This window comes from Roseovarius atlanticus, from assembly GCF_019802205.1.
GTDB classification, from domain to species: domain Bacteria; phylum Pseudomonadota; class Alphaproteobacteria; order Rhodobacterales; family Rhodobacteraceae; genus Roseovarius; species Roseovarius atlanticus_A.
Genome location: NZ_JAHVHQ010000003.1, coordinates 1,387,384 through 1,407,223, shown reverse-complemented (window position 1 = coordinate 1,407,223; position 19,840 = coordinate 1,387,384). Strand labels below are relative to the sequence as shown.

Here is a 19,840-nt window from a genome sequence, read left to right as displayed (position 1 = left end):
CCACTTGATTTGCATTTTGGATAACATAAATTGTTAACAATCCAAACAGACAATTTTTGCAGTCGAATTTTGTCGTGGGAAATGGCACCTTGCGACGCAGGTTGAATTGCGGTGATCCGATGTCCGAAAATCCAGAACTCATGATCGTGGAACATGTCTTGGACGCCGTCGCGGATCAGCGCCTTCAGGCGGGCACCAAGCTTGGGGAACAGGCGCTGAGCGATCTTTTTTCCTGCAATCGCGCGCATGTACGCCGCGCACTGGCGACGCTGGCGGCACATCAGGTGGTCGATCTCATTCCCAACCGCGGCGCGTTCGTCGCCACCCCGTCCGAAGCCGAGGCGCGCGACGTTTTCCAGGCCAGGCGGGCGATTGAGGCCACGATCATCCGCAACGTTGTGCGCAACGCCGACGCCGCCGACCTGACCGCCCTGCGCGCCCATCTGGAGGAAGAAGACCGCGTGCGCCACGCCAGCGACCGGCCCCGGGCGATTCGCGCCTCACGCGCGTTCCACATGCTGCTGGGCCGGATCGGGCGCAACAGCGTGCTGGAAAATTACCTGTCCGAATTGACCATGCGAACCTCGCTGATCATCGGGCTCTACGGATCGGACCGCGCCAGCCTGTGTGACGATGACGAACATTCCAGGATCGTCGCAAGCATCGCCGACCGCGACGAGGCAACGGCGCAGAAGCTGGTCGACATCCACCTGCGCCACATCGAGGCGGAAATCGACTTTGGCAAGGAACGCCCGCGCGGCGGCCCCCTCTCGGTCCTGATCCAGACGTCTTCTCCGGAGTAGAGACCCCGTGCCAGCCCTCCGGGGCCGATCTGCGCCCTCACGGACCTGTTGCGCTCCCTCGACCCTATCGCTCGCCACGCAGGGGAAACATCAGGGCGCAGACACCAGCCCCGGAGATCCGCGCCGAGGCCGCGCGACGCCAGGAAAATTCGTACGAATTTTCCATCCCCCAAACTCTTCAAGCGTAGGTTCCCGGATCGCCATGGCGGCTCAGGGACGATACCGCCCGCTTTTCGGGTCCACGGACATCCAGTCGGGCAGGCCGATGAAATACTCCGCCCCGGCAATCAGAAGACAGATCGCGACGATGGCGAAGACAAACTTGACCCGTCCCGCGCTCGGCGGGTTCTGGGCCCAGCGGGACATGCGGAACAGCCAGCGGGGGTTCATCGACGCTTCGGTTCCGCGTCGAAGCGGATGACATTTTCGCGCGACATTCCGTGTTTCCCTTGCATTTCGCGGACCAGTTTACGACACAGACCTGCACCGCCACAACCCAACGGACCGATCTGCCTTCATGCCTTCTCACGCCGAAACCCGTACGCTGCCCTATACCGCGCAGCAGATGTACGACCTTGTCGCCGATGTCGGCTCCTACCCGGAATTTCTGCCCTGGACCGCCGCCGCGCGCGTGACCAGCGTGACCCCGCAGGAGGATGGCAGCAAGGTGATGGAGGCCGACCTGGTGATCAGCTTTCGCGTCTTCCGCGAACGCTTCAGCAGCCGGGTCGTGCTCTGGCCCGAGAAAAAGCGGATCGAGACCGAGTATCTCGACGGCCCGTTCCACCACATGCGCTCGAACTGGGAGTTCCGCGATCTGGGCGACGGCCAGTGCGAGGTCGGCTTTGACGTCGATTTCAAGTTCAAGAACAGGCTGTTGCAGGGCGCGGCGGAGCTGTTTTTCTACGAGGCGATGAAGCGCATCGTGCGCGCCTTCGAGACGCGGGCGGAGAAGCTCTATGGACGGGGGTGAGATCGGCGAACGGCTGGCCGGCTTCGCGCTCGGGCCCGTGAAGGCCCAGGACGCGATGGAAATCCTGCGCCTGTCGCTGCTCGACTGGGCGGCGGTCGGTATCGCCGGGCGCGACGAGCCCGTGGCGGGGATCCTGCGCGCCCAGGCCGAGGACGAGGGCGGCAGCCCGCAGGCGGGCCTCATCGGCAGCGCGTTGCGCGTGCCCGCCCGCATGGCCGCGCTGGTCAACGGCACGGTGTCCCACGCGCTCGATTATGACGACACGCATTTCGCCCATATCGGCCACCCGTCCGTCGCCGTCATTCCCGCCGCCCTGGCCGTGGGCGAGGCGGCAGGCGCCACCGGCCCCGCGCTGCAGGAGGCCGCGCTGATCGGAGTCGAAGCCTCGATCCGGGTGGGCGTCTGGCTGGGCCGGGCGCATTACCAGGTGGGCTATCACCAGACCGCGACGGCAGGGGCCTTCGGCGCCACGCTGGCCGCCGGGCGCCTGATGGGGCTGACAGAGGAGCAGATGCAGCACGCGATCGGCCTCGTCACCACCCGCGCCTCGGGGATAAAGGCGCAGTTCGGCACCATGGGCAAGCCGATGAACGCGGGCCTTGCCGCCTCCAACGGGGTGGAGGCCGCGCAACTGGCCGCCCGCGGCTTTGTCAGCGCGCCCGGCGCCATGGACGGTCAGAACGGATTCGGTCCGACGCATCATGGCGAAGGGCAGGGCAGCGCCTTCGACACGCTGGGGCAGGACTGGCTGTTCGAGAGCGTGCAGCACAAATTCCACGCCTGCTGCCACGGCCTGCATGCCACGCTGGAGGCGCTGCGCGACCTCGATGCCGGGGCCGACGCGGTCGAGACGGTCGACATCGCCACCCATCCCCGCTGGCTCAGCGTGTGCAACATCGCCACGCCCGAAAGCGGGCTGCAGTCCAAGTTCAGCTACCGGATGGTCACCGCCATGGCGCTGACCGGGCACGACACCGCGCGGCTGGAAAGTTTCGACGACGCGCTCAGCCGTGACACCGACCTCGCCGCGCTGCGCGATCGCGTCACGGTGGACAGCGACGACAGCCTGACAGAGATGCAGGCCCGCTTGCGGGTGACGCTCAAGGACGGCTCCGTGCAGGATCTCTTTCACGACCTCGACGCCGATCCCGGCCTTGCTGCGCGCCAGAAACGTGTGCGCGCCAAGGCCGCCGCCCTGCTGGGCGAAGGCCGCGCCGAGGCGACCTGGCAGGCGATCGAGGCCGACGCTCCGCCAGAGGAGTTCGCGGCGCTGCTGGTGCGCTAGGCCGGTCAGTCCTTGGGAAAGAGGGCGGCGTCTTGGGGCAGGTCCACCACGCTGCCGTCATATTTCGGCAAATCGTCGTCCAGCGTCAGCCACGGCAGCCGTTTGTCGTAATGCACGTGAAAGGCCGGCTGCACCGCGCCCGGGTCCTCCAGCGCGGCTGCATAGACATGCATGTCGCCGGGGTAGTGATCCGCCTCGAATGCCATCGGCGTGCCGCAACTGGCGCAGAAATGCCGGTATGCGCCGGGCGAGCTTTCGCGGGTCGCGGGCGTCGCGCCGGTCCAGCGGAACGCCGCCACCGGCACGCCCAGCCACGCCACCACCGGCGCCCCGCAATTGCGGCGACAGTCGTCGCAATGGCAATAGCACGCCCAGTTGGGCGCGCCCTCGAACTGCCAGCGCGTTGCGCCGCAATGGCAATGGCCGCGTGTCGTCATGTCGGAATGTCCCGTGCTGAACCCTGCCTGCAAGACCTAGCCGCATGGCAGGGGCCGGGGCAAGATATTCAGTCCAGCGCCCTGAGCAACAGCGCCAGCGCGTGGTCGCGTGCAGCGCTGCGCACCTCGGCGCGCCCCGGGGCCCCGAACTCGACCGTTTCCACTTGCGTCACGCGGCCCACGCGCGCCAGGCCGAAACAGACGCGCCCCTCGGGTTTGTGCTCGGACCCGCCGGGGCCCGCGATGCCTGTGATCGACACCGCCACGTCGGCCTCGGAATGGTCCAGCGCGCCTTCCGCCATCTCCCGCGCGACCTCTTCCGACACCGCGCCATGCGCGTCCAGCGTGTCGGCCAGCACGCCCAGCATCTGCCGCTTGGCGGTGTTGGAATAGGTCACGAACCCGCGTTCCACGACCGCCGACGAGCCGGCGATATCCGTGAGCGCCGCGGCCACCATGCCCCCGGTGCAGGACTCGGCCGTGGCCACCATCAGCCCCGCCGCCTTGGCGGCCTTCAGCACGTCCCCGGCGCTCATAGCCCCAGCACCCCGTGCGACAGCCAGGCGAAAAACATCACGCCCAGCGCGGCGAAAAGTCCCGCGATCACGTCGTCCAGCATCACTCCGAAAGCGCCGCCCTGCCGGTCGGCCCAGCCCACCGGCCCGGGTTTCCAGATGTCGAACAGGCGGAACAGCAGGAAGGCGGTGACGAAGCCCGGCCAGAGCGCCCACAGCGCCGCGCCCGCATGGGCCGCGCCGATCGATACGGGCAGGAAAGCCAGCCACTGTCCGGCCACTTCGTCGATTACGATCTCGCTTGGGTCGTGATCGTCTTTTCCCTTTGTTTCCAGGGCCGTGGCCCACCAACCTAAGGCGAATGAGGCCACGATCCCGAGGCCCAACAGCACCGGCCCGCCGATGAGATGCAATAGCGCCGCCGCGGGCAATGCCGCCAGCGAGCCCCAGGTCCCCGGTGCCGGGCGCAGATAGCCCACGCCGCCGAAGGTCGCGATCAGCTGCGCCGCCCTCATGGCCGCACCAGCGTGGCCACGGCCTGTGCAGCGATGCCTTCGCCCCGGCCGGTAAAACCCAGCCGTTCGGTCGTGGTGGCCTTGACCGACACGCGGTCCACCTCAAGCCCTATGATCTCGCTCACCCGCGCCTGCATCGCCGCCGCGTGCGGCCCGATCTTGGGCGTCTCGCAGATCAGCGTCAGGTCCACGTTGGTGATGCGGAAGCCCTTTTCGACGGCGAGGCCCGCCGCGTGGGACAGGAACACGTGGCTCTCCGCGCCCTTCCACTGCGGATCACTGGGCGGAAAATGCCGGCCTATGTCTCCCTCGGCCATCGCGCCGTAGATCGCGTCGGCCAGCGTGTGCAGCCCCACATCGGCATCCGAATGCCCTTGCAGGCCCCGGTCATGTGGCACCGCAACGCCGCACAGCATCACGTGGTCGCCGGGGCCGAAACGGTGCACGTCAAAGCCGGTTCCGGTGCGTATGTCCATGGGTCCTCTCAGGATGGTCTCGGCCCGGGCGAAATCCTCGGGCGTGGTGATCTTCAGGTTGGTCTCGCGCCCCGCAAGGATGCGCACGGGCAGGCCCGCGGCCCGCGCCACCTCGACATCGTCGGCGGCGGTCCCGGGCGCGGTGGCATGGGCGGCGGCAATCGCGGCCAGGTCAAACCCCTGCGGCGTCTGTGCCCGGTAAAGCCCGGCGCGGTCCTGCGTGCCGGTCACGAACCCGTCCTCGCCCTGCCACAGCGCGTCGCTGACCGGCAAGGCCAGGGCCGCGGCCGGACAATCCGGCCCAAGTGCCGCGATGACCTCGGTGATCTGGGCCGGGGCCACGCAGCAGCGCGCCGCGTCGTGGATCAGCACATGGGTCACGCCCACGCCCTCCAGCGCCGCCAGCCCGTTGCAGACCGAGCCCGCGCGCGTGGCCGCGCCCTCGGTCACGGTGATGCCCGTCTCGCCGGCCAGTTCGCCCAAGTCGTCGGGATGCACCACCACCACGATCCGCTCCACCGCGGGCACCGCGCGGAACGCCGCCAGCGTCCAGTCGATCACCCGTTTTCCGGCCACGCGCTGCCATTGCTTGGGCCGCTCGCCCCCGGCGCGGGTGCCGCGTCCTGCGGCGACGATGATGGCTGCGATGCTCATATGCTTTGCTTACGCAAGCGGGCAGGGGCATGCAATGGGCGCGTCACGCCGTGTATTTGCCTAATTTTTAATCACACACACCTTTTTGATTTTAATTTGGGCACGCATAAATTGTGCTTGGCCGCGCCCGGTCATAAAACGTCCATATGCTCATTCGTTAGGCACCCATGCTCAACATCGGCCCTAGAAACCTACATCCTCCGGTCCTTCTGGCCCCGCTCGCGGGGATCACCGACCTGCCGTTCCGCAACCTGGTCAGCCGCTTCGGCGCCGGACTGGTCGTGAGCGAGATGGTCGCCAGCCAGGAAATGGTGCAATCCAAGCCCGGCGTGCGCGAAAAGGCCGAACTGGGCTTCGAGGCCGCCGACACCTCGGTGCAACTGGCGGGGCGCGAGGCGCACTGGATGGCCGAGGCCGCCCGCCAGGTCGAAGGCAACGGCGCCACGCTCATCGACATCAACATGGGCTGCCCGGCCAAGAAGGTCACCAGCGCCAGCGGCTCGGGCGCCAGCGGGTCCGCCCTGATGAAGGATCTCGACCACGCGCTCACCCTGATCGAGGCGGTGGTCGGCGCGGTCTCCATTCCGGTCACGCTGAAAACCCGGCTGGGCTGGGACGACACCACCCTGAACGCGCCGGAGCTGGCCAAACGTGCCGAAGGGGCAGGGGTGCGGATGATCACCATCCACGGGCGCACCCGTTGCCAGTTCTACAAGGGCTATGCCGACTGGGCCGCGATCCGTGCCGTCAAGGACGCGGTCAGCATCCCCGTCATCGCCAACGGCGACATCACCGGCACCCCCACCGCCCGCGACGCGCTGATGAAATCCGGCGCGGACGGCGTCATGATCGGGCGCGGCGCGCAGGGCCGTCCGTGGCTCCTGGCGCAGGTCGCGCACGAGTTGCACGGCACGCCCGCGCCGGACATTCCCGAGGGCGGGGACCTCACGCGGTTGGTGCAGGACCATTACGACGCCATGCTGTCCTTCTACGGCACCGATCTGGGCACCCGCGTCGCCCGCAAGCACCTGGGCTGGTACATGGACGGGCGCGACACGCCCCAGGCCCTGCGCAAGCGCATCCTGACCGAGCGCGACCCCGCGAACGTCAACCGCCTGCTCGAGGACGCGATGACCGCCCCGGAAAGGACCGCCGCATGACCGGGATGGACGAAATGGTCTGGACGTCGCTGCCGGTGCCGGGGCTGATCCTCGACGGGCAGGACCGCATCGTCCAGATCAATCCCGCCGCCGAGGGCTTTCTGATGACATCCGCCCGCTCGATCATCGGCCAGCCGGTGTGGGACAAGCTGGCCGTCGACGCGCCCATCGAAGAGGCGCTGGAACGCGCCCGCGAGAAATCCGCGCCGCTCTTCGTCAATGACGTGGACGTGGGCACAGGGGATCGCGCGCCGATGCAGTGCAACCTGCAGATCGCCCCGGTCTCGGGCTGGGACGACCACATGATCCTGCTCATTTCGCCCCGCGAACTGGCGGGCCGCGTGACGCAAAGCCAGTCGGTCAAGTCCGCCGCCAAATCCGCCATCGGCATGGCCGAGATGCTGGCGCACGAAATCAAGAACCCCCTGGCGGGCATCACCGGCGCTGCGCAGCTGCTGTCGATGAACCTCGATCAGGACGACTTGGAACTCACCGACCTCATCGTGTCGGAAAGCCGCCGCATCGTCGGCCTTCTGGAACAGGTCGAGCAGTTCGGCAATGTCAGCCTTCCCAAGCTGCGCGCGGTCAACCTGCACGACGTCCTGGACCGCGCCCGCCGTTCGGCGCTGGTGGGCTTTGCCGCGCACATGACCATCGTCGAGGATTACGACCCCTCGCTGCCGCTCGCCGTGGCCGATCCCGACCAGCTGTTGCAGGTGATCCAGAACCTGTTGAAGAACGCGGCACAGGCCGCGGGCGACAAGGGCGGCACCATCACCCTGCACAGCTATTACGAACAATCCCTGCGGGTGCGGCGGGACAGTGGCGGCCCGGGCAAGTCGCTGCCGCTTCAGATCGAGGTCATCGACGACGGCCCCGGCCTGCCGCCCGAAATCGCCGGCAACGTGTTCGAGCCGTTCGTGTCGGGCCGCGAGAACGGCACCGGCCTCGGCCTCGCGCTCGCTGCCAAGATCGTCTCGGACCTCGACGGCTGGATCTCGGTCAGCTCGGTGCCGGGACGCACAGTATTCAGGATATCGCTGCCGCGCGCCGGCAAGGACATGGAGGAAAGCTAGATGGATGGCACGGTACTGGTCGCCGACGACGACCGCACGATCCGCACGGTTCTGACGCAGGCCCTGACGCGGGCGGGGTGCCGGGTGCACGCCACCTCGTCGCTGACCACGCTGATGCGGTGGGTGGGCGAGGGCAAGGGCGACGCGGTGATCACCGATGTCATGATGCCCGATGGCAACGGCCTTGAGATGCTGCCCAAGATCAACCAGGACCGCCCCGGTATGCCGGTGATCGTGATCTCGGCCCAGAACACCATCATGACCGCGATCCAGGCCGAGGAGGCCGCGGCCTTCGATTACCTGCCCAAGCCTTTCGACCTGCCCGACCTGATGAAGCGCACCGCGCGGGCACTCGACGCCCGCACCAAGCGCACCCCGACCGAGCCGAAATCCGAGGACCGCCCAGATGAGTTGCCGCTGGTGGGGCGCACCGCGGCGATGCAGGGGCTTTACCGCGTGGTCGCGCGGCTGATGAACACCGATCTGCCGGTGCTGATCACCGGCGAATCCGGCACCGGCAAGACCCTCATCGCCCGCGCCATCCACGACTTTTCCGACCGCCGCACGCTGCCCTTCGTCACCGTCACGCCCACCGACCTGGCCGATCTGGAAGGCCCCGCGCGGGTCATGGCCCGCGCCAAGGGCGGCACCATCGTGCTGGACGGGGTGGGCGACCTCAGCACCGATGCGCAGGCCCGCGTCGTGCGGATGATGGACGCGCCGGGCGATCACGTGCCGCGCTTCATGGCCACCTCGCTCGGCCGCCTGGCCGACCGGCTGGAAGAGGGCAAGCTGCGCGAGGACCTCTATTACCGCCTCTCCGGCGCCGTGGTCGAGGTGCCGTCCCTGCGCGCCCGCGTCGACGACATTCCGCTTTTGGTCCAGCACTTCCTCCTGAAGGCCGAGCGCGAGGGCCAGCCGCCGCGCACCGTGTCCGAAGACGCGATGGAGCTGATGCGCGCCTACAGCTGGCCCGGCAATGTCCGCCAGATCGAAAATGCGGTCCAGCGCCTGGGCCTCACCGCACGGTCCTCCGAGATCACCCGCTCCGAGGTCGAGGCCGTGCTGGGCAACCAGCCCGAGGCCGCGCCGGTGGTCGGCGGCGGCGGAGGCGAAACCCTGTCGACCTCGATCTCGCGCCACCTGCGCCGTTACTTCGACCTGCACGGCAACACCCTGCCGCCGCCGGGCCTCTACGGGCGAATCCTCAAGGAGATGGAGATGCCCCTGATCGAGATCGCGCTCGATGCGACGGGCGGAAATCAGGCCAAATGCGCCGATCTTCTCGGGATTAACCGTAATACATTGCGCAAGAAAATCACCGACCTTGATATTCGCGTGACACGGCGCCGCAAGTTGATGTAAAACTGCAACATGACTGTGGCGCTTCGGAAGCCTTGCCAGGTTCCAAGCCATATCTGGAGGTCTGGCGCATCCCGCGCCACAACCTGATGGGGGGATTGCGTGGCTGCAAAAGCACGCAGACTGACGTGGGAAAGGCTCGGGCGTCTTCGCCGGATGAAGCGCGTGCGCAATGCCGCCGCGTTCAGCCTCGTGGTTCTGGGCCCGGTGCTGGCGTTCCTGACCTATCTCGTCATGGGCCCGCTCGACCAGGGCAGCTCGTCCAACATCCTGCGCATCGTCCTTCTGGCCGACATGGTCTACATCATCATGGTCGCAGCACTGGTATTGCAGCGCGTGGTCCAGATGGTCGCCGCCCGCCGCCGCAAATCCGCCGGCTCCCGCCTGCACCTGCGCCTGACCGGCGTCTTCGCGCTGATGGCGCTTCTGCCCACCATCACCGTCGCCGTCTTCGCCACGCTTTCGGTGAACATGGGGCTCGAGGCGTGGTTCTCCGACAGGGTGGGGCGCGTCGTCGACACCTCCGTCGCCGCCGCCCAGGCCTATGAGGACGAGCACCGCCGCGACCTGCTGACCGATGCGCGCGCCCTGGCATCCCTGATCAACGCCACCAAGCGCGCCGCCGTCTTCCTCGACGATGGCGACATCCGCCAGATCCTGTCGCGCGGCCAGCGCGAAATCCAGCGCGGCCTGCGCGAGGCCTTCGTGATCGATGGCACCGGCGACATCCGCTCGCGCGGCGAACGCTCCTACCTCTTCGACTACGAGGAACCCTCGCGCGACATGTTCCAGGAGGCCAACGAAGAGGGCGTCGTCGTCATCCGCGACTGGGACAACAACGAATTCCGCGCGCTCCTGCCGCTGGAGGAAATCCCCGACCGCTACCTCTATGTCAGCCGCAATGTCGACGGCGATATCCTCAGCCTTCTAGACGACACCCAGGAAACCGCGCGCTTCTACCAGCAGCGCGAGGATGAACGCGACCGCGTGCTCTTCGAGTTCGGCGTGCTCTACCTCGGCTTCGCGCTGATCCTGATCCTCGCCGCGGTCTGGCTGGGCATGTGGTTTGCCGAACGCCTCAGCCGTCCGGTGGGCCGCCTGACCAGCGCCGCCCAGCGCGTGGGCGAGGGCGATCTGGATACCCAGGTGCGCGAAGAGGATGGCGACGACGAGATCGGGATGCTCTCGACCTACTTCAACCAGATGACCCGGCAACTGAAGCAGCAGCGCGACAGGCTCCTGACCAACACCGAGCAGATCGAGCGTCGCCGCAGGCTCTTCGATTCCGTTCTCGGGTCTGTGTCCTCGGGCGTGGTGGGCCTTGATGTGAAGGGCCGCGTCACCTTCGTCAACCGCGCCGCCGAACGCCTGCTCGACTGGCACGAGGACCAGCAATCGCTGGCACTCTCGGTGGCGATCCCGGAATTCGGCGCGCTCTTCGACCGGCTGAAAGACAGCAACACCGGCTTCGTGCAGGAGGAGATCAAGGTCAGCCGCTCGGGCCGGATGGAAAACCTGCTGGTGCGCATGTCCACCCGCACCAACGACGGCGGCCGGCGCGAGGGCTACGTGGTCGCCTTCGACGACGTGACCGACCTCGTGACCGCCCAGCGCATGGCCGCCTGGGGCGACGTCGCCCGCCGCATCGCGCACGAGATCAAGAACCCCCTGACGCCGATCCAGCTGTCGGCGGAGCGCATCAAGCGCAAGTTCACCCGCGTGCTGGACGACGAACAGGCCGCCAACCTGGAACAGCTCACCGACGTGGTCGTGCGGCAAACCAACGACCTGCGCCGCATCGTCGACGAGTTCTCCAAGTTCGCCCGGATGCCCGAGCCCCAGACCAAGGTCGAAAGCCTGACCAAGCTCCTGCGCGAGGCGGTCCTTCTGCAGGAGGCCGGCCAGCCCGACGTTACCTTCGAGACCACGCTCACCGACGATGCCCTGATGGCCGAGGTCGACGGCACCATGCTGCACCAGGCGCTGACAAACCTGATCAAGAACGCCGGCGAAGCCATTGAAAGCCTTTATGAAAAAGAGGGAGGTGACGGCCACGTCCCGCAGATCCGCGTGATCAGCCTGCGCGAGGACGACAGCGCCGTCATTCGCATTTCCGACAATGGCATCGGCCTGCCCGAGGACCGCTCGCGCCTGTTCGAGCCTTACGTGACGACGCGCGAAAAGGGCACCGGCCTGGGCCTGCCCATCGTCAAGAAGATCATCGAGGAACATGGCGGCAGCCTTGCGCTGGAAGACGCCGAGCCCTTCGCGGAGGGCGCCCGCCCCGGCGCCATGGCCATCATCCGCCTTCCCCTGACCCGGGCCGAGGCGGCGCCGGATGCCGATCCCGATACCGACCCGGACCCCGACTCCGATTTGAACGAATATGACCAACGACAGGCCGTATGAGGTGACCCATGAGTGACATCCTGATTGTCGACGACGAACGCGATATTCGAGAACTGATTTCAGACATCCTGCAGGACGAGGGCTTCACCACCCGCCTCGCCGGCAATTCCGACGAGGCCATGGCCGAGATCCGGAACCAGCCGCCGGGCCTGCTGATCCTCGATATCTGGCTGAAAGACAGCAACATGGACGGGATCGACATCCTCAAGGCGGTCAAGCGCGACTTTCCCGAGGTGCCGGTGGTCATCATCTCGGGCCACGGCAATATCGAAATCGCCGTGGCGGCGATCAAGCAGGGCGCCTACGACTTCATCGAGAAACCCTTCAACATCGACCAGCTGATGGTGGTGATCCGCCGCGGCATGGAAACCAGCCGCCTGCGCCGCGAGAACCTCGCGCTCAAGCGCCAGGGCAGCGGCCCGGCCGACATGCTGGGCGAAAGCCCGGCTTTCCGCACTCTGGTGAGCCAGCTCGACAAGGTCACGCGGTCGAATGGCCGGGTGATGCTCTCTGGCCCCGCCGGCTCGGGCAAGGAACTGGCCGCGCGCTACATCCACGCCAATTCCGACCGCGCGGCCGGCCCCTTCGTCTGCGCCGGCTGCGCCTCGATCGAACCCGACCGGATGGAAGAGGTGCTGTTCGGTCGCGAGGCCGAAGACGGCACCGTCACCCCGGGCCTTCTGGAAGAGGCCAATACCGGCGTGATCTATTTCGACGAGGTCGCGGACATGCCCCTGGGCACCCAGGGCAAGATCCTGCGCGTGCTGGTCGATCAGACCTTCCTGCGGGTGGGCGGCAGCGACAAGGTCCAGGTCGACCTGCGCGTCATCTCCTCCACCTCCCGCGACCTCGAGGCGGAAATCAGGGCGGAGCGGTTCCGCCGCGAGCTCTACCATCGCCTGAACGTGGTGCCGATCGCCGTGCCCAGCCTCGAGGACCGGCGCGAGGACATCCCCGTGCTGGCCGGCTACTTCATCGAGAAACTCAACGGCGAACAGGGCCTGCCGATCCGCGCCCTGGGCGACGAGGCGGCGGCTCTCCTGCAGACCATGCGCTGGCCCGGCAACGTGCGCCAGCTGCGCAACGTCATCGAACGCATCCTGATCCTGGGCGACAGCTCGGGCGACATCAACGCGCGCGAGATCCCCGGAGACAGCGCCACGCCCAGCGACGAGGGCCGGGTTGTCCTCTCGGGCACCGTGGCCACCATGCCCCTGCGCGAAGCCCGCGAGGCGTTCGAACGCGAATACCTGATGACCCAGATCAACCGCTTCGGCGGCAATATCAGCCGCACGGCGGAATTCGTCGGCATGGAACGCAGCGCCCTGCACCGCAAGCTGAAATCGCTGGGCGTGGTCACCGGCGCCAAGGGCGCGCGGCTCTCGGACGAGGAAGAGGACAGCCAGCAGGCCGCCACCGGCTGACCGGGCCGGGAGGCACGGGGCCGCCCATCTTCCTCTGGCCCCAAATATCCCCGCCGGAGGCAGACCCGAGGCGGCCTGCCGCCGAGACATCGAGCGCGCCGCAGGCGCTCCACCTGGTCACGCGGCCTAGTCCGGGTTCACGATCTGATATTTCCCGCCCTTGATCCGGATCGCGCAGGATTTCTCCGTCAGGGGCGGCTGGACCCGCGTCGCGGTGATCACCGTTGCCTCCACGACCTCGGGCGGGCAGGGCTTCAGGCTGACCTTCTCATACCCCTGGTCGGCCATGCACTGCCGGGCCACCCGCGCCCGCAAGCCTTCGTTGGCGTCATAGCGTTCCCACCGGCCCGGCGACAGAACGACCCGGACCGTCGTGCACGCGCCCGCCGCGTTGCAGGCCGGCCGATAGCCATAACTCGGGGGAATGTACCGCGTCAGCGTGCGCACCGGCACCTGGCGCAGGGCGTCCACGTCGCATTGCGTGCGGTCCCGGGCAACACCGCTCACCGGCGCGCCTTCCTTGTAATAGACGGTTGTCGGCAGGCACCCGGCCAACAGCAGGGCGACACAGGCAAAAAGAGCGACTCGGAACCTTTCCATGCCTTCAGCCTATCGGGCAAATCCCCGCAGGACAAAGCAATTGACCGTGACAGCCCCATCTGTCATGCAAAGCGCTCGATTGGGTCAATAAGGGCATAGCCCATGAAGGTCATCATCTGCGGGGCAGGGCAGGTCGGCTGGCAGATCGCGCGCCACCTGTCGGGCGAGCGCAACGACGTCACCGTGGTCGACAGCAACCCCGACCTGGTGCGCCGCGCCACCGAGACGCTGGACGTGCAGGGCATCAACGGGTTTGCCAGCTATCCCAACGTGCTCGACCAGGCCGGCGCGCGCGATGCCGACATGATCATCGCCGCCACCCATTCCGACGAGGTCAACATGGTCACCTGCCAGGTGGCGCACTCGGTCTTTTCCATCAACCGCAAGATCGCCCGCCTGCGCAGCCAGTCCTACCTGGACGCGATCTATTCCGATCTCTACCGCCGCGACCACATGCCCATCGACGTCGTGATCTCGCCAGAGCGCGAGGTGGCCGAGGCCGCCCTGCAACGCCTTGCCGCGCCGGCGGCCTTCGACACGGAAACCTTCATGGAAGGCAAGGCCCAGCTTCTCGGCCTTCGGATCGAGGATGACTGCCCGATCGTCAACACGCCACTGCGGCAGCTGACGGACCTCTTCTCGACGCTCGAAGTGGTGGTGCTGGCCATCCGCCGCGACGGCAAGCTCTTCGCCCCAGAGGCCGAGGACCAGCTTTTCGTGGGTGACGACGCCTATGTCTTCGCCCCCACCGAGGACGTGCCGCGCACCATGGAGGTGTTCGGCAAGACCTCGCAGACGCAGGAACGGCTGGTCATCATCGGCGGCGGTAATATCGGCCTCAGCGTCGCCAAGCGGATCGAGAAGCGCGGCAAGCGCACCCGCGTCAAGGTGATCGAGCGCGACCGCAGGGTGGCCGAACGCGCCGCCGACGCGCTGGAACGCACCATCGTCCTGAACGGCGACGGGCTCGACGCGCAACTGCTGGCCGAGGCCAACATCTCGCGCACCGATGCGGTGCTGGCCGTCACCGACGACGACAAGACCAACATGCTGGCCGCCGTGCGCGCCAAGGCCGAGGGCTGCCCCTTCGCCATCGCGCTGATCAACGACCCCACGCTTCTGCCGATGATGGAGCCCCTGGGCATCGACGCCTATATCAACCCGCGCTCCACGACCGTCAGCTCGATCCTGCGCCACGTCCGCCACGGCCGGGTGCGCTCGGTCTATTCCATCGGCGACGCCGAGGCCGAGGTGATCGAGGCCGAGGTCATGTCCACCTCCAACATCGCCGGCGCCGCCATCCGCGAGATCGACTTCCCCGAAGGCGTGCTGGTGGGCGGCGTGCTGCGCGACGGCAAGGTGCTCAAGCCCTCCGGCACCATGCGGATCGAGGCGGGCGACGTGGTGGTGATCTTCGCGCTGGCGTCGGATGTGGGCCGGGTGGAACAGCTCCTGCAGGTCTCGATTGATTTCTTCTGAGACATCGTCGCCGGGCCTGACCGCCCGTCTGCTGCGGTTTCCGCTCATTCTCGTGCTGACCGGGATCGCCAGCGTCGCCATGCTCGGCCCCGCGCTCCATGCCTTCGTGCAGGACGATCATTCCGTCGCCCGCGCCTTTCTCTATTCCAGCGTTTTCGGGATCACCTTCATCCTGCTCATCGGCCTCGCGATCTCCGGCCGCCGCCAGCAGGACAACACCGACATCCAGAACCTCGCCTCGCTGGCGCTGGCCTATACCGCGCTGCCGGTCTTTCTCGCGCTGCCCTTCTACGAGGGGCTCGAGACCACGCGCTTTCTCAACGCCTATGTCGAGATGGTGTCGTGCCTCACCACCACCGGCGCCACGCTTTTCGACAACCCCTCGCGGCTGGTCGACAGCCTGCATCTCTGGCGCGGTCTCGTCGGCTGGTTCGGCGGTCTGCTGATCTGGATCGCGGCCTCGGCGGTGCTGGCGCCGATGAACCTGGGCGGGTTCGAGATCACCGTCTCGGCCGAGCCGGGGCAGGGCGAGGATGCGCTCAGCCGCTTCCGCCGCGCCACCTCCGCCCGCCGCATCGCCCAGAGCACGCAGGCGCTGGCGCCGATCTACGTGGGGCTGACGGGCGTTCTGTGGCTCCTGCTGGTGATCGGCGGCGACCGCCCGCTCGTCGCCGCGATCCATGCCATGTCCACCATGGCCACCAGCGGCATTTCCGCCGTCGGCGGGGTCGAGAATGCCGGCAGCGGCTTTGGCGGCGAGATCGTGATCTTCCTGTTCATGTTCTTCGCCCTCTCGCGGCTGACCTTCTCCTCGGACACGCTGACCAGCCGCTCCACCAGCGTGCTGGGCGACCCCGAGTTCCGCATCGGCTGCGCCCTCGTTGTCGGCGTGCCGCTGATCCTCTTTTCGCGCCACTGGCTGGGGGCGTTCGACGTCGACCAGGTCGAGGACCTCGGCATGGCGCTTCAGGCGCTCTGGGGCGGCACGTTCACCGTCATGTCGTTCCTGTCCACCACCGGCTTTCAAAGCGCGGCATGGGAGGCAGCGCAAAGCTGGTCGGGCCTCGGCACGCCGGGCCTTCTGCTGATGGGGCTGGCGATGTTCGGCGGCGGCGTGGCCACCACGGCGGGGGGCGTGAAACTCCTGCGGATCTACGCGCTCTACCTCAATGGCCAGCGCGAGATGGAGCGTCTGGTGCATCCCTCGTCGGTGGGCCGCGCCGGGGTCCACACCCGCCGGATGCGGCGCGAGGGCGCGTTCGTGGCGTGGATCTTCTTCATGCTCTTCGCGCTGTCGCTGGCGCTGGTGACCGTGCTGATGGCCGCCCTGGGCGAGGATCTGCAGAACGCCATCGTTCTGTCCACCGCGGCCCTCGCCACCGCCGGCCCGCTGACCCAGGTCGGGGCCGACGCGCCCATCCCCCTGCTGGAGATGCGCCCGGCGGCCAAGCTGGTCTTTTCCGCCGCCATGGTACTGGGCCGGATGGAGACGCTGGCGCTGATCGCGCTGTTCAACCCCAGCCTGTGGCGCCGCTGACGCCCGGCGCAGGCCGGGCCAAGTTGCGCGCGTGTCACGGTCGTGACATATCTTCCCGGCAAGACGCCGCAACGATTTGATTTTTGGGCTGGAAACTCCGAAACGCCCACTCCATACTCCCTTGCGAGGGAGACCGGGGCCGCAACGCGCCCCACGCAAGAACAAAGGCTATAAAAACAATGGCGACAGACCGACAAAACCTGCAAGACGCATTTCTGAATCAGGTCCGCAAGACCAAGATTCCCGTCACGGTTTTCCTGATCAACGGCGTCAAGCTGCAAGGCGTGATCACCTGGTTCGACAATTTCTGCATCCTGCTGCGCCGCGACGGGCAGTCACAGCTTGTCTACAAACATGCCGTGTCCACCATCATGCCCTCCCAGCCGGTCAGCCTGTACGAGGGCGATGACGGGTCTTGACCCAGACCGACGTTTCGGACACTCGCGCCTGGGTCCTGCACCCCGACATTCCCGGTTCCGACCGCGAGCGTGATCCCACGCTCGCGCTCGAAGAAGCCGTGTCGCTGGCCCATGCCCTGCCGGGGCTGGAGGTGCTTGGCGGCTCGGTCGTGCGCCTGCGCGACCCGCATCCGGGAATGCTCTTCTCCAAGGGCAAGCTGGCCGAGCTGCAATCGCTGGTCGAGGACAACGAGGTCGAGCTGGTCCTGATTGACGGCCCGGTGTCGCCCGTGCAGCAGCGCAACCTGGAAAAGCAGCTGGGCGTCAAATTGCTGGACCGCACCGGCCTGATCCTTGAAATCTTTTCCGACCGCGCCGCCACCCGCGAAGGCGTGTTGCAGGTGGAAATGGCCGCACTTTCCTACCAGCGCACCCGCCTGGTGCGCGCCTGGACCCACCTGGAACGCCAGCGCGGCGGGCTGGGCTTCGTCGGCGGTCCGGGCGAGACCCAGATCGAGGCCGACAGGCGGGCCATCGACGAACAGCTCGTGCGCCTGCGCCGCCAGCTGGAAAAGGTCGTCAAGACCCGCACCCTGCACCGCGCCGCCCGCGCCAAGGTGCCGTTCCCCATCGTGGCGCTGGTGGGCTACACCAACGCGGGCAAGTCCACGCTGTTCAACCACCTCACCGGGGCCGAGGTCATGGCCAAGGACATGCTCTTTGCCACGCTCGACCCCACCATGCGCAAGATCGCCCTGCCGGGCGGCGGTCCCGAGGTCATCCTGTCCGACACGGTGGGCTTCATCTCGGACCTGCCCACCGAACTCGTCGCCGCCTTCCGCGCCACGCTCGAGGAAGTGCTGGCCGCCGATCTCATCGTGCATGTCCGCGACATCTCGCACCCCGAAACCGAGGACCAGGCCGGCGACGTGCACGAGATCCTCACCAGTCTCGGCGTGCTGGACACCACCCCGCAGATCGAGGTCTGGAACAAGATCGACCGCCTGTCGGCAGAGGACCGCACCCTGGTCGAGAACCGCGCCGCGCGCTTCGACAATGTCCAGCTTCTGTCGGCCATCACCGGCGAGGGCATGGACGCGCTCAGCGACACCATCATCACCCGCCTGGCGGGCGCGACCCATATCGAGACGTTCACGCTGGGCTTTGACGCGGGCCGCAAACGCGCCTGGCTCTTCGAGAAGGGGCTGGTCGAGGACGAGGTGCAGGACGAGGACGGCTACACCCTGACCGTGCGCTGGAACGAGACGCAGAAATCGCAATTCGACGGGCTTTGAGCGCCGCCGCTCGCGGCCTCGTGATTTGCGAAAACCGACGTGTACCCCGATCTAGCGGTTTCAGGCACCTGAAAGGACGCAAGACATGGCCAAGACCTTCCACGAACTCGCTTTCACCGACGCCGTCCGCGCCATGCAGGACAAACAGGGCTCTGCCGCCATGTACGCCCGCAGCCTTTCCCCCGATGCCCCCGCCGACGACCGTCTGGGTCCCAACGAGGCACAGTTCATCGCTCTGCGCGACGGCTTCTACCAGGCCACGGTCAGCGCCACGGGCTGGCCTTACGTCCAGTTCCGCGGCGGCCCGCGCGGCTTTCTCAAGGTGCTGGACGACAAGACGCTGGGCTATGCCGACTATCGCGGCAACCGGCAGTATATTTCCGCCGGCAACCTGGCCGACAACGACCGTATCTCGCTCATCCTGATGGATTACCCCAACAGCGCGCGGCTCAAGATCCTCGGCCGCGTGGCGATCTCGGACGACCCCGAGCTGATTTCCCGGCTGATGGACGAACGCTACAAGGCGCGCCCCGAACGGGCCGTGGTCATCACCGTCGAAGGGTTCGACTGGAACTGCCCCCAACATATCCCCGTGCGTCTGACGATGGAGGAACTGGGCCCGATCCTCGAACCCTTCCAGCAGGAGCTGGCCAACTTGCGCGCCGAGAACGCCGCGCTCAAGGCCCGTCTGGACGCGGCTCAGTCGCTGTGAACCAGCCGCAAATAGGGTCGTTCGCTGGGATGTGACAGCGGTGCCGGCCGCTCATGCCGGGCCTTCGGCGCAGGGGGCGCCAGCCGCACCTGCTCTTCGCTGAATCCCGACGCCGTCGCGTCGGTCAGATCGACCGCCGTCACCTGGCAGTCCACGATGCGGAACCGCCGCGGCGTCGCGCCGATCGGCCCGTCGGTCACGAAACAGCCCAGCGCGCGCGAGATATCGCCCAGGTCGCTGCGCAGCGGCAGCACGATCAGCGTCGCCGCCAGCGCCGGACGGCGGATGCCGCCGGGCGCGGTCAGGTCCAGCCGCAGCGTCGCGGGCCGCTCGAACAGCTCCACCATCGCATCGGCCAGCTGCGCCCGGTCCTCGGGCGCGATCAGCGCCGACAGGGGCATGCCGCGCACTTCCATGCCCATCACGTCCGACAGGTGCGTGCCGGCGATGCGCAGCCGGGCGATGCCGGGGGCGACCTTTTCGACGATGAAGGCATTGCTCAGCAGGCTCTCGATGCCGCGCGGGTCGATCTCGGTGCGCAGCGGCACGTCGCCGCCCCGTCGCATCGCCGACCAGTAGTCGACGAACTTGCGCAGGTCCGCCTCGCGCCGGCGGCGGGCCGCGCCTGCGCCCGGTAGCTGCAAGTCCGAAATCTTGTCCGGGAACGAGGTTCCAGAATCATCCGTCATCGGTCTTTCCCCATCCGGCGCTGGCGCCGGCCTCACCATGA

20 protein-coding genes are annotated in these 19,840 nt (G+C 67.2%); 13 read left to right on the top strand and 7 right to left on the bottom strand.

What is annotated here, in order from left to right:
• Positions 1-119 precede the first annotated feature (119 nt).
• Positions 120-803 carry a GntR family transcriptional regulator gene (locus KUV49_RS12750; RefSeq protein ID WP_222450278.1) on the top strand — a complete coding sequence of 228 codons (684 nt, stop codon included), beginning with the start codon at positions 120-122 and terminating at the stop codon, positions 801-803.
• A gap of 210 nt (positions 804-1,013) precedes the next feature.
• On the opposite strand, the gene KUV49_RS12745 is transcribed toward KUV49_RS12750, so the two are convergent.
• Complete coding sequence (locus tag KUV49_RS12745) at positions 1,014-1,169, bottom strand: hypothetical protein (protein ID WP_410001408.1); 156 nt, start codon at positions 1,167-1,169, stop codon at positions 1,014-1,016.
• Between the two features lie 151 nt (positions 1,170-1,320).
• Between KUV49_RS12745 and KUV49_RS12740 the strand changes: the two genes are divergently transcribed.
• Both KUV49_RS12740 and KUV49_RS12735 read left to right on the top strand, forming a co-directional pair.
• The gene (locus KUV49_RS12740; RefSeq protein WP_222450277.1) at positions 1,321-1,776 is read left to right on the top strand and encodes a type II toxin-antitoxin system RatA family toxin; all 456 of its coding nucleotides are present in this window, start codon (positions 1,321-1,323) and stop codon (positions 1,774-1,776) included.
• The gene (locus tag KUV49_RS12735; RefSeq protein ID WP_222450276.1) at positions 1,763-3,061 is read left to right on the top strand and encodes an MmgE/PrpD family protein; all 1,299 of its coding nucleotides are present in this window, start codon (positions 1,763-1,765) and stop codon (positions 3,059-3,061) included. Before KUV49_RS12740 ends, KUV49_RS12735 begins: the two co-directional genes overlap by 14 nt.
• Before the next feature lie 5 nt (positions 3,062-3,066).
• Here KUV49_RS12735 and KUV49_RS12730 read toward each other — a convergent pair whose 3' ends face one another.
• The 4 genes from KUV49_RS12730 to KUV49_RS12715 all read right to left on the bottom strand — a co-directional run bounded on the left by KUV49_RS12730 (position 3,067) and on the right by KUV49_RS12715 (position 5,658).
• Positions 3,067-3,498 carry a GFA family protein gene (locus tag KUV49_RS12730; protein ID WP_222450275.1) on the bottom strand — a complete coding sequence of 144 codons (432 nt, stop codon included), beginning with the start codon at positions 3,496-3,498 and terminating at the stop codon, positions 3,067-3,069.
• A gap of 68 nt (positions 3,499-3,566) precedes the next feature.
• On the bottom strand, positions 3,567-4,034 hold the full coding sequence (locus KUV49_RS12725; protein WP_222450274.1) for a CinA family protein: 468 nt from the start codon (positions 4,032-4,034) through the stop codon (positions 3,567-3,569).
• Positions 4,031-4,528 (bottom strand): phosphatidylglycerophosphatase A, encoded by a 498-nt coding sequence (locus tag KUV49_RS12720; protein ID WP_222450273.1) that lies wholly within the window; start codon positions 4,526-4,528, stop codon positions 4,031-4,033. The genes KUV49_RS12725 and KUV49_RS12720 overlap by 4 nt, the downstream gene beginning before the upstream one ends.
• Positions 4,525-5,658 carry a bifunctional 2-C-methyl-D-erythritol 4-phosphate cytidylyltransferase/2-C-methyl-D-erythritol 2,4-cyclodiphosphate synthase gene (locus KUV49_RS12715; RefSeq protein ID WP_222450272.1) on the bottom strand — a complete coding sequence of 378 codons (1,134 nt, stop codon included), beginning with the start codon at positions 5,656-5,658 and terminating at the stop codon, positions 4,525-4,527. Before KUV49_RS12715 ends, KUV49_RS12720 begins: the two co-directional genes overlap by 4 nt.
• A gap of 167 nt (positions 5,659-5,825) precedes the next feature.
• On the opposite strand from KUV49_RS12715, the gene dusB reads away from it, so the two are divergent.
• From dusB to KUV49_RS12690, 5 genes are all read left to right on the top strand, one after another.
• Complete coding sequence (gene dusB / locus KUV49_RS12710; protein ID WP_222450271.1) at positions 5,826-6,818, top strand: tRNA dihydrouridine synthase DusB; 993 nt, start codon at positions 5,826-5,828, stop codon at positions 6,816-6,818.
• Complete coding sequence (locus tag KUV49_RS12705) at positions 6,815-7,894, top strand: two-component system sensor histidine kinase NtrB (RefSeq protein WP_152492487.1); 1,080 nt, start codon at positions 6,815-6,817, stop codon at positions 7,892-7,894. Before dusB ends, KUV49_RS12705 begins: the two co-directional genes overlap by 4 nt.
• The gene (locus tag KUV49_RS12700; RefSeq protein ID WP_222450270.1) at positions 7,895-9,259 is read left to right on the top strand and encodes a response regulator; all 1,365 of its coding nucleotides are present in this window, start codon (positions 7,895-7,897) and stop codon (positions 9,257-9,259) included. It begins immediately after the preceding gene.
• A gap of 153 nt (positions 9,260-9,412) precedes the next feature.
• Positions 9,413-11,665 carry a sensor histidine kinase NtrY-like gene (locus tag KUV49_RS12695; protein ID WP_222450269.1) on the top strand — a complete coding sequence of 751 codons (2,253 nt, stop codon included), beginning with the start codon at positions 9,413-9,415 and terminating at the stop codon, positions 11,663-11,665.
• Positions 11,666-11,673: 8 nt separating this feature from the next.
• Entirely contained in the window at positions 11,674-13,089 is a 1,416-nt protein-coding gene (locus KUV49_RS12690; protein WP_222450268.1) for a sigma-54-dependent transcriptional regulator, read from the top strand.
• 126 nt (positions 13,090-13,215) lie between these two features.
• Here the strand turns inward: KUV49_RS12690 and KUV49_RS12685 are convergent, their stop codons facing one another.
• Complete coding sequence (locus KUV49_RS12685; RefSeq protein ID WP_222450267.1) at positions 13,216-13,689, bottom strand: hypothetical protein; 474 nt, start codon at positions 13,687-13,689, stop codon at positions 13,216-13,218.
• Positions 13,690-13,791: 102 nt separating this feature from the next.
• Between KUV49_RS12685 and trkA the strand changes: the two genes are divergently transcribed.
• The 5 genes from trkA to KUV49_RS12660 all read left to right on the top strand — a co-directional run bounded on the left by trkA (position 13,792) and on the right by KUV49_RS12660 (position 19,110).
• Positions 13,792-15,168 carry a Trk system potassium transporter TrkA gene (trkA, locus tag KUV49_RS12680; RefSeq protein ID WP_222450266.1) on the top strand — a complete coding sequence of 459 codons (1,377 nt, stop codon included), beginning with the start codon at positions 13,792-13,794 and terminating at the stop codon, positions 15,166-15,168.
• 16 nt (positions 15,169-15,184) lie between these two features.
• Complete coding sequence (locus KUV49_RS12675) at positions 15,185-16,705, top strand: TrkH family potassium uptake protein (RefSeq protein WP_261391333.1); 1,521 nt, start codon at positions 15,185-15,187, stop codon at positions 16,703-16,705.
• Between the two features lie 179 nt (positions 16,706-16,884).
• The gene (gene hfq, locus KUV49_RS12670) at positions 16,885-17,124 is read left to right on the top strand and encodes an RNA chaperone Hfq (protein ID WP_057789335.1); all 240 of its coding nucleotides are present in this window, start codon (positions 16,885-16,887) and stop codon (positions 17,122-17,124) included.
• Positions 17,121-18,398: a GTPase HflX gene (gene hflX, locus KUV49_RS12665; protein WP_222450264.1), complete on the top strand. Its 1,278-nt coding sequence runs from the start codon at positions 17,121-17,123 to the stop codon at positions 18,396-18,398. Before hfq ends, hflX begins: the two co-directional genes overlap by 4 nt.
• Before the next feature lie 85 nt (positions 18,399-18,483).
• Complete coding sequence (locus tag KUV49_RS12660; RefSeq protein ID WP_222450263.1) at positions 18,484-19,110, top strand: pyridoxamine 5'-phosphate oxidase family protein; 627 nt, start codon at positions 18,484-18,486, stop codon at positions 19,108-19,110.
• On the opposite strand, the gene KUV49_RS12655 is transcribed toward KUV49_RS12660, so the two are convergent.
• Positions 19,098-19,799 carry a PAS domain-containing protein gene (locus KUV49_RS12655; protein ID WP_222450262.1) on the bottom strand — a complete coding sequence of 234 codons (702 nt, stop codon included), beginning with the start codon at positions 19,797-19,799 and terminating at the stop codon, positions 19,098-19,100. The two genes, KUV49_RS12660 and KUV49_RS12655, sit on opposite strands and share 13 nt — an antisense overlap.
• Between the last annotated feature and the right edge of the window lie 41 nt (positions 19,800-19,840).

What these genes read in the sequence shown, in the direction of transcription:
- KUV49_RS12750 (WP_222450278.1), top strand. Translation starts at nt 120, where the DNA reads ATGTCCGAAAATCCAGAACTCATGATCGTGGAACATGTCTTGGACGCC.
- KUV49_RS12745 (WP_410001408.1), bottom strand. Translation starts at nt 1,169, where the DNA reads ATGTCCCGCTGGGCCCAGAACCCGCCGAGCGCGGGACGGGTCAAGTTT.
- KUV49_RS12740 (WP_222450277.1), top strand. Translation starts at nt 1,321, where the DNA reads ATGCCTTCTCACGCCGAAACCCGTACGCTGCCCTATACCGCGCAGCAG.
- KUV49_RS12735 (WP_222450276.1), top strand. Translation starts at nt 1,763, where the DNA reads ATGGACGGGGGTGAGATCGGCGAACGGCTGGCCGGCTTCGCGCTCGGG.
- KUV49_RS12730 (WP_222450275.1), bottom strand. Translation starts at nt 3,498, where the DNA reads ATGACGACACGCGGCCATTGCCATTGCGGCGCAACGCGCTGGCAGTTC.
- KUV49_RS12725 (WP_222450274.1), bottom strand. Translation starts at nt 4,034, where the DNA reads ATGAGCGCCGGGGACGTGCTGAAGGCCGCCAAGGCGGCGGGGCTGATG.
- KUV49_RS12720 (WP_222450273.1), bottom strand. Translation starts at nt 4,528, where the DNA reads ATGAGGGCGGCGCAGCTGATCGCGACCTTCGGCGGCGTGGGCTATCTG.
- KUV49_RS12715 (WP_222450272.1), bottom strand. Translation starts at nt 5,658, where the DNA reads ATGAGCATCGCAGCCATCATCGTCGCCGCAGGACGCGGCACCCGCGCC.
- dusB (WP_222450271.1), top strand. Translation starts at nt 5,826, where the DNA reads ATGCTCAACATCGGCCCTAGAAACCTACATCCTCCGGTCCTTCTGGCC.
- KUV49_RS12705 (WP_152492487.1), top strand. Translation starts at nt 6,815, where the DNA reads ATGACCGGGATGGACGAAATGGTCTGGACGTCGCTGCCGGTGCCGGGG.
- KUV49_RS12700 (WP_222450270.1), top strand. Translation starts at nt 7,895, where the DNA reads ATGGATGGCACGGTACTGGTCGCCGACGACGACCGCACGATCCGCACG.
- KUV49_RS12695 (WP_222450269.1), top strand. Translation starts at nt 9,413, where the DNA reads ATGAAGCGCGTGCGCAATGCCGCCGCGTTCAGCCTCGTGGTTCTGGGC.
- KUV49_RS12690 (WP_222450268.1), top strand. Translation starts at nt 11,674, where the DNA reads ATGAGTGACATCCTGATTGTCGACGACGAACGCGATATTCGAGAACTG.
- KUV49_RS12685 (WP_222450267.1), bottom strand. Translation starts at nt 13,689, where the DNA reads ATGGAAAGGTTCCGAGTCGCTCTTTTTGCCTGTGTCGCCCTGCTGTTG.
- trkA (WP_222450266.1), top strand. Translation starts at nt 13,792, where the DNA reads ATGAAGGTCATCATCTGCGGGGCAGGGCAGGTCGGCTGGCAGATCGCG.
- hfq (WP_057789335.1), top strand. Translation starts at nt 16,885, where the DNA reads ATGGCGACAGACCGACAAAACCTGCAAGACGCATTTCTGAATCAGGTC.
- KUV49_RS12660 (WP_222450263.1), top strand. Translation starts at nt 18,484, where the DNA reads ATGGCCAAGACCTTCCACGAACTCGCTTTCACCGACGCCGTCCGCGCC.
- KUV49_RS12655 (WP_222450262.1), bottom strand. Translation starts at nt 19,799, where the DNA reads ATGACGGATGATTCTGGAACCTCGTTCCCGGACAAGATTTCGGACTTG.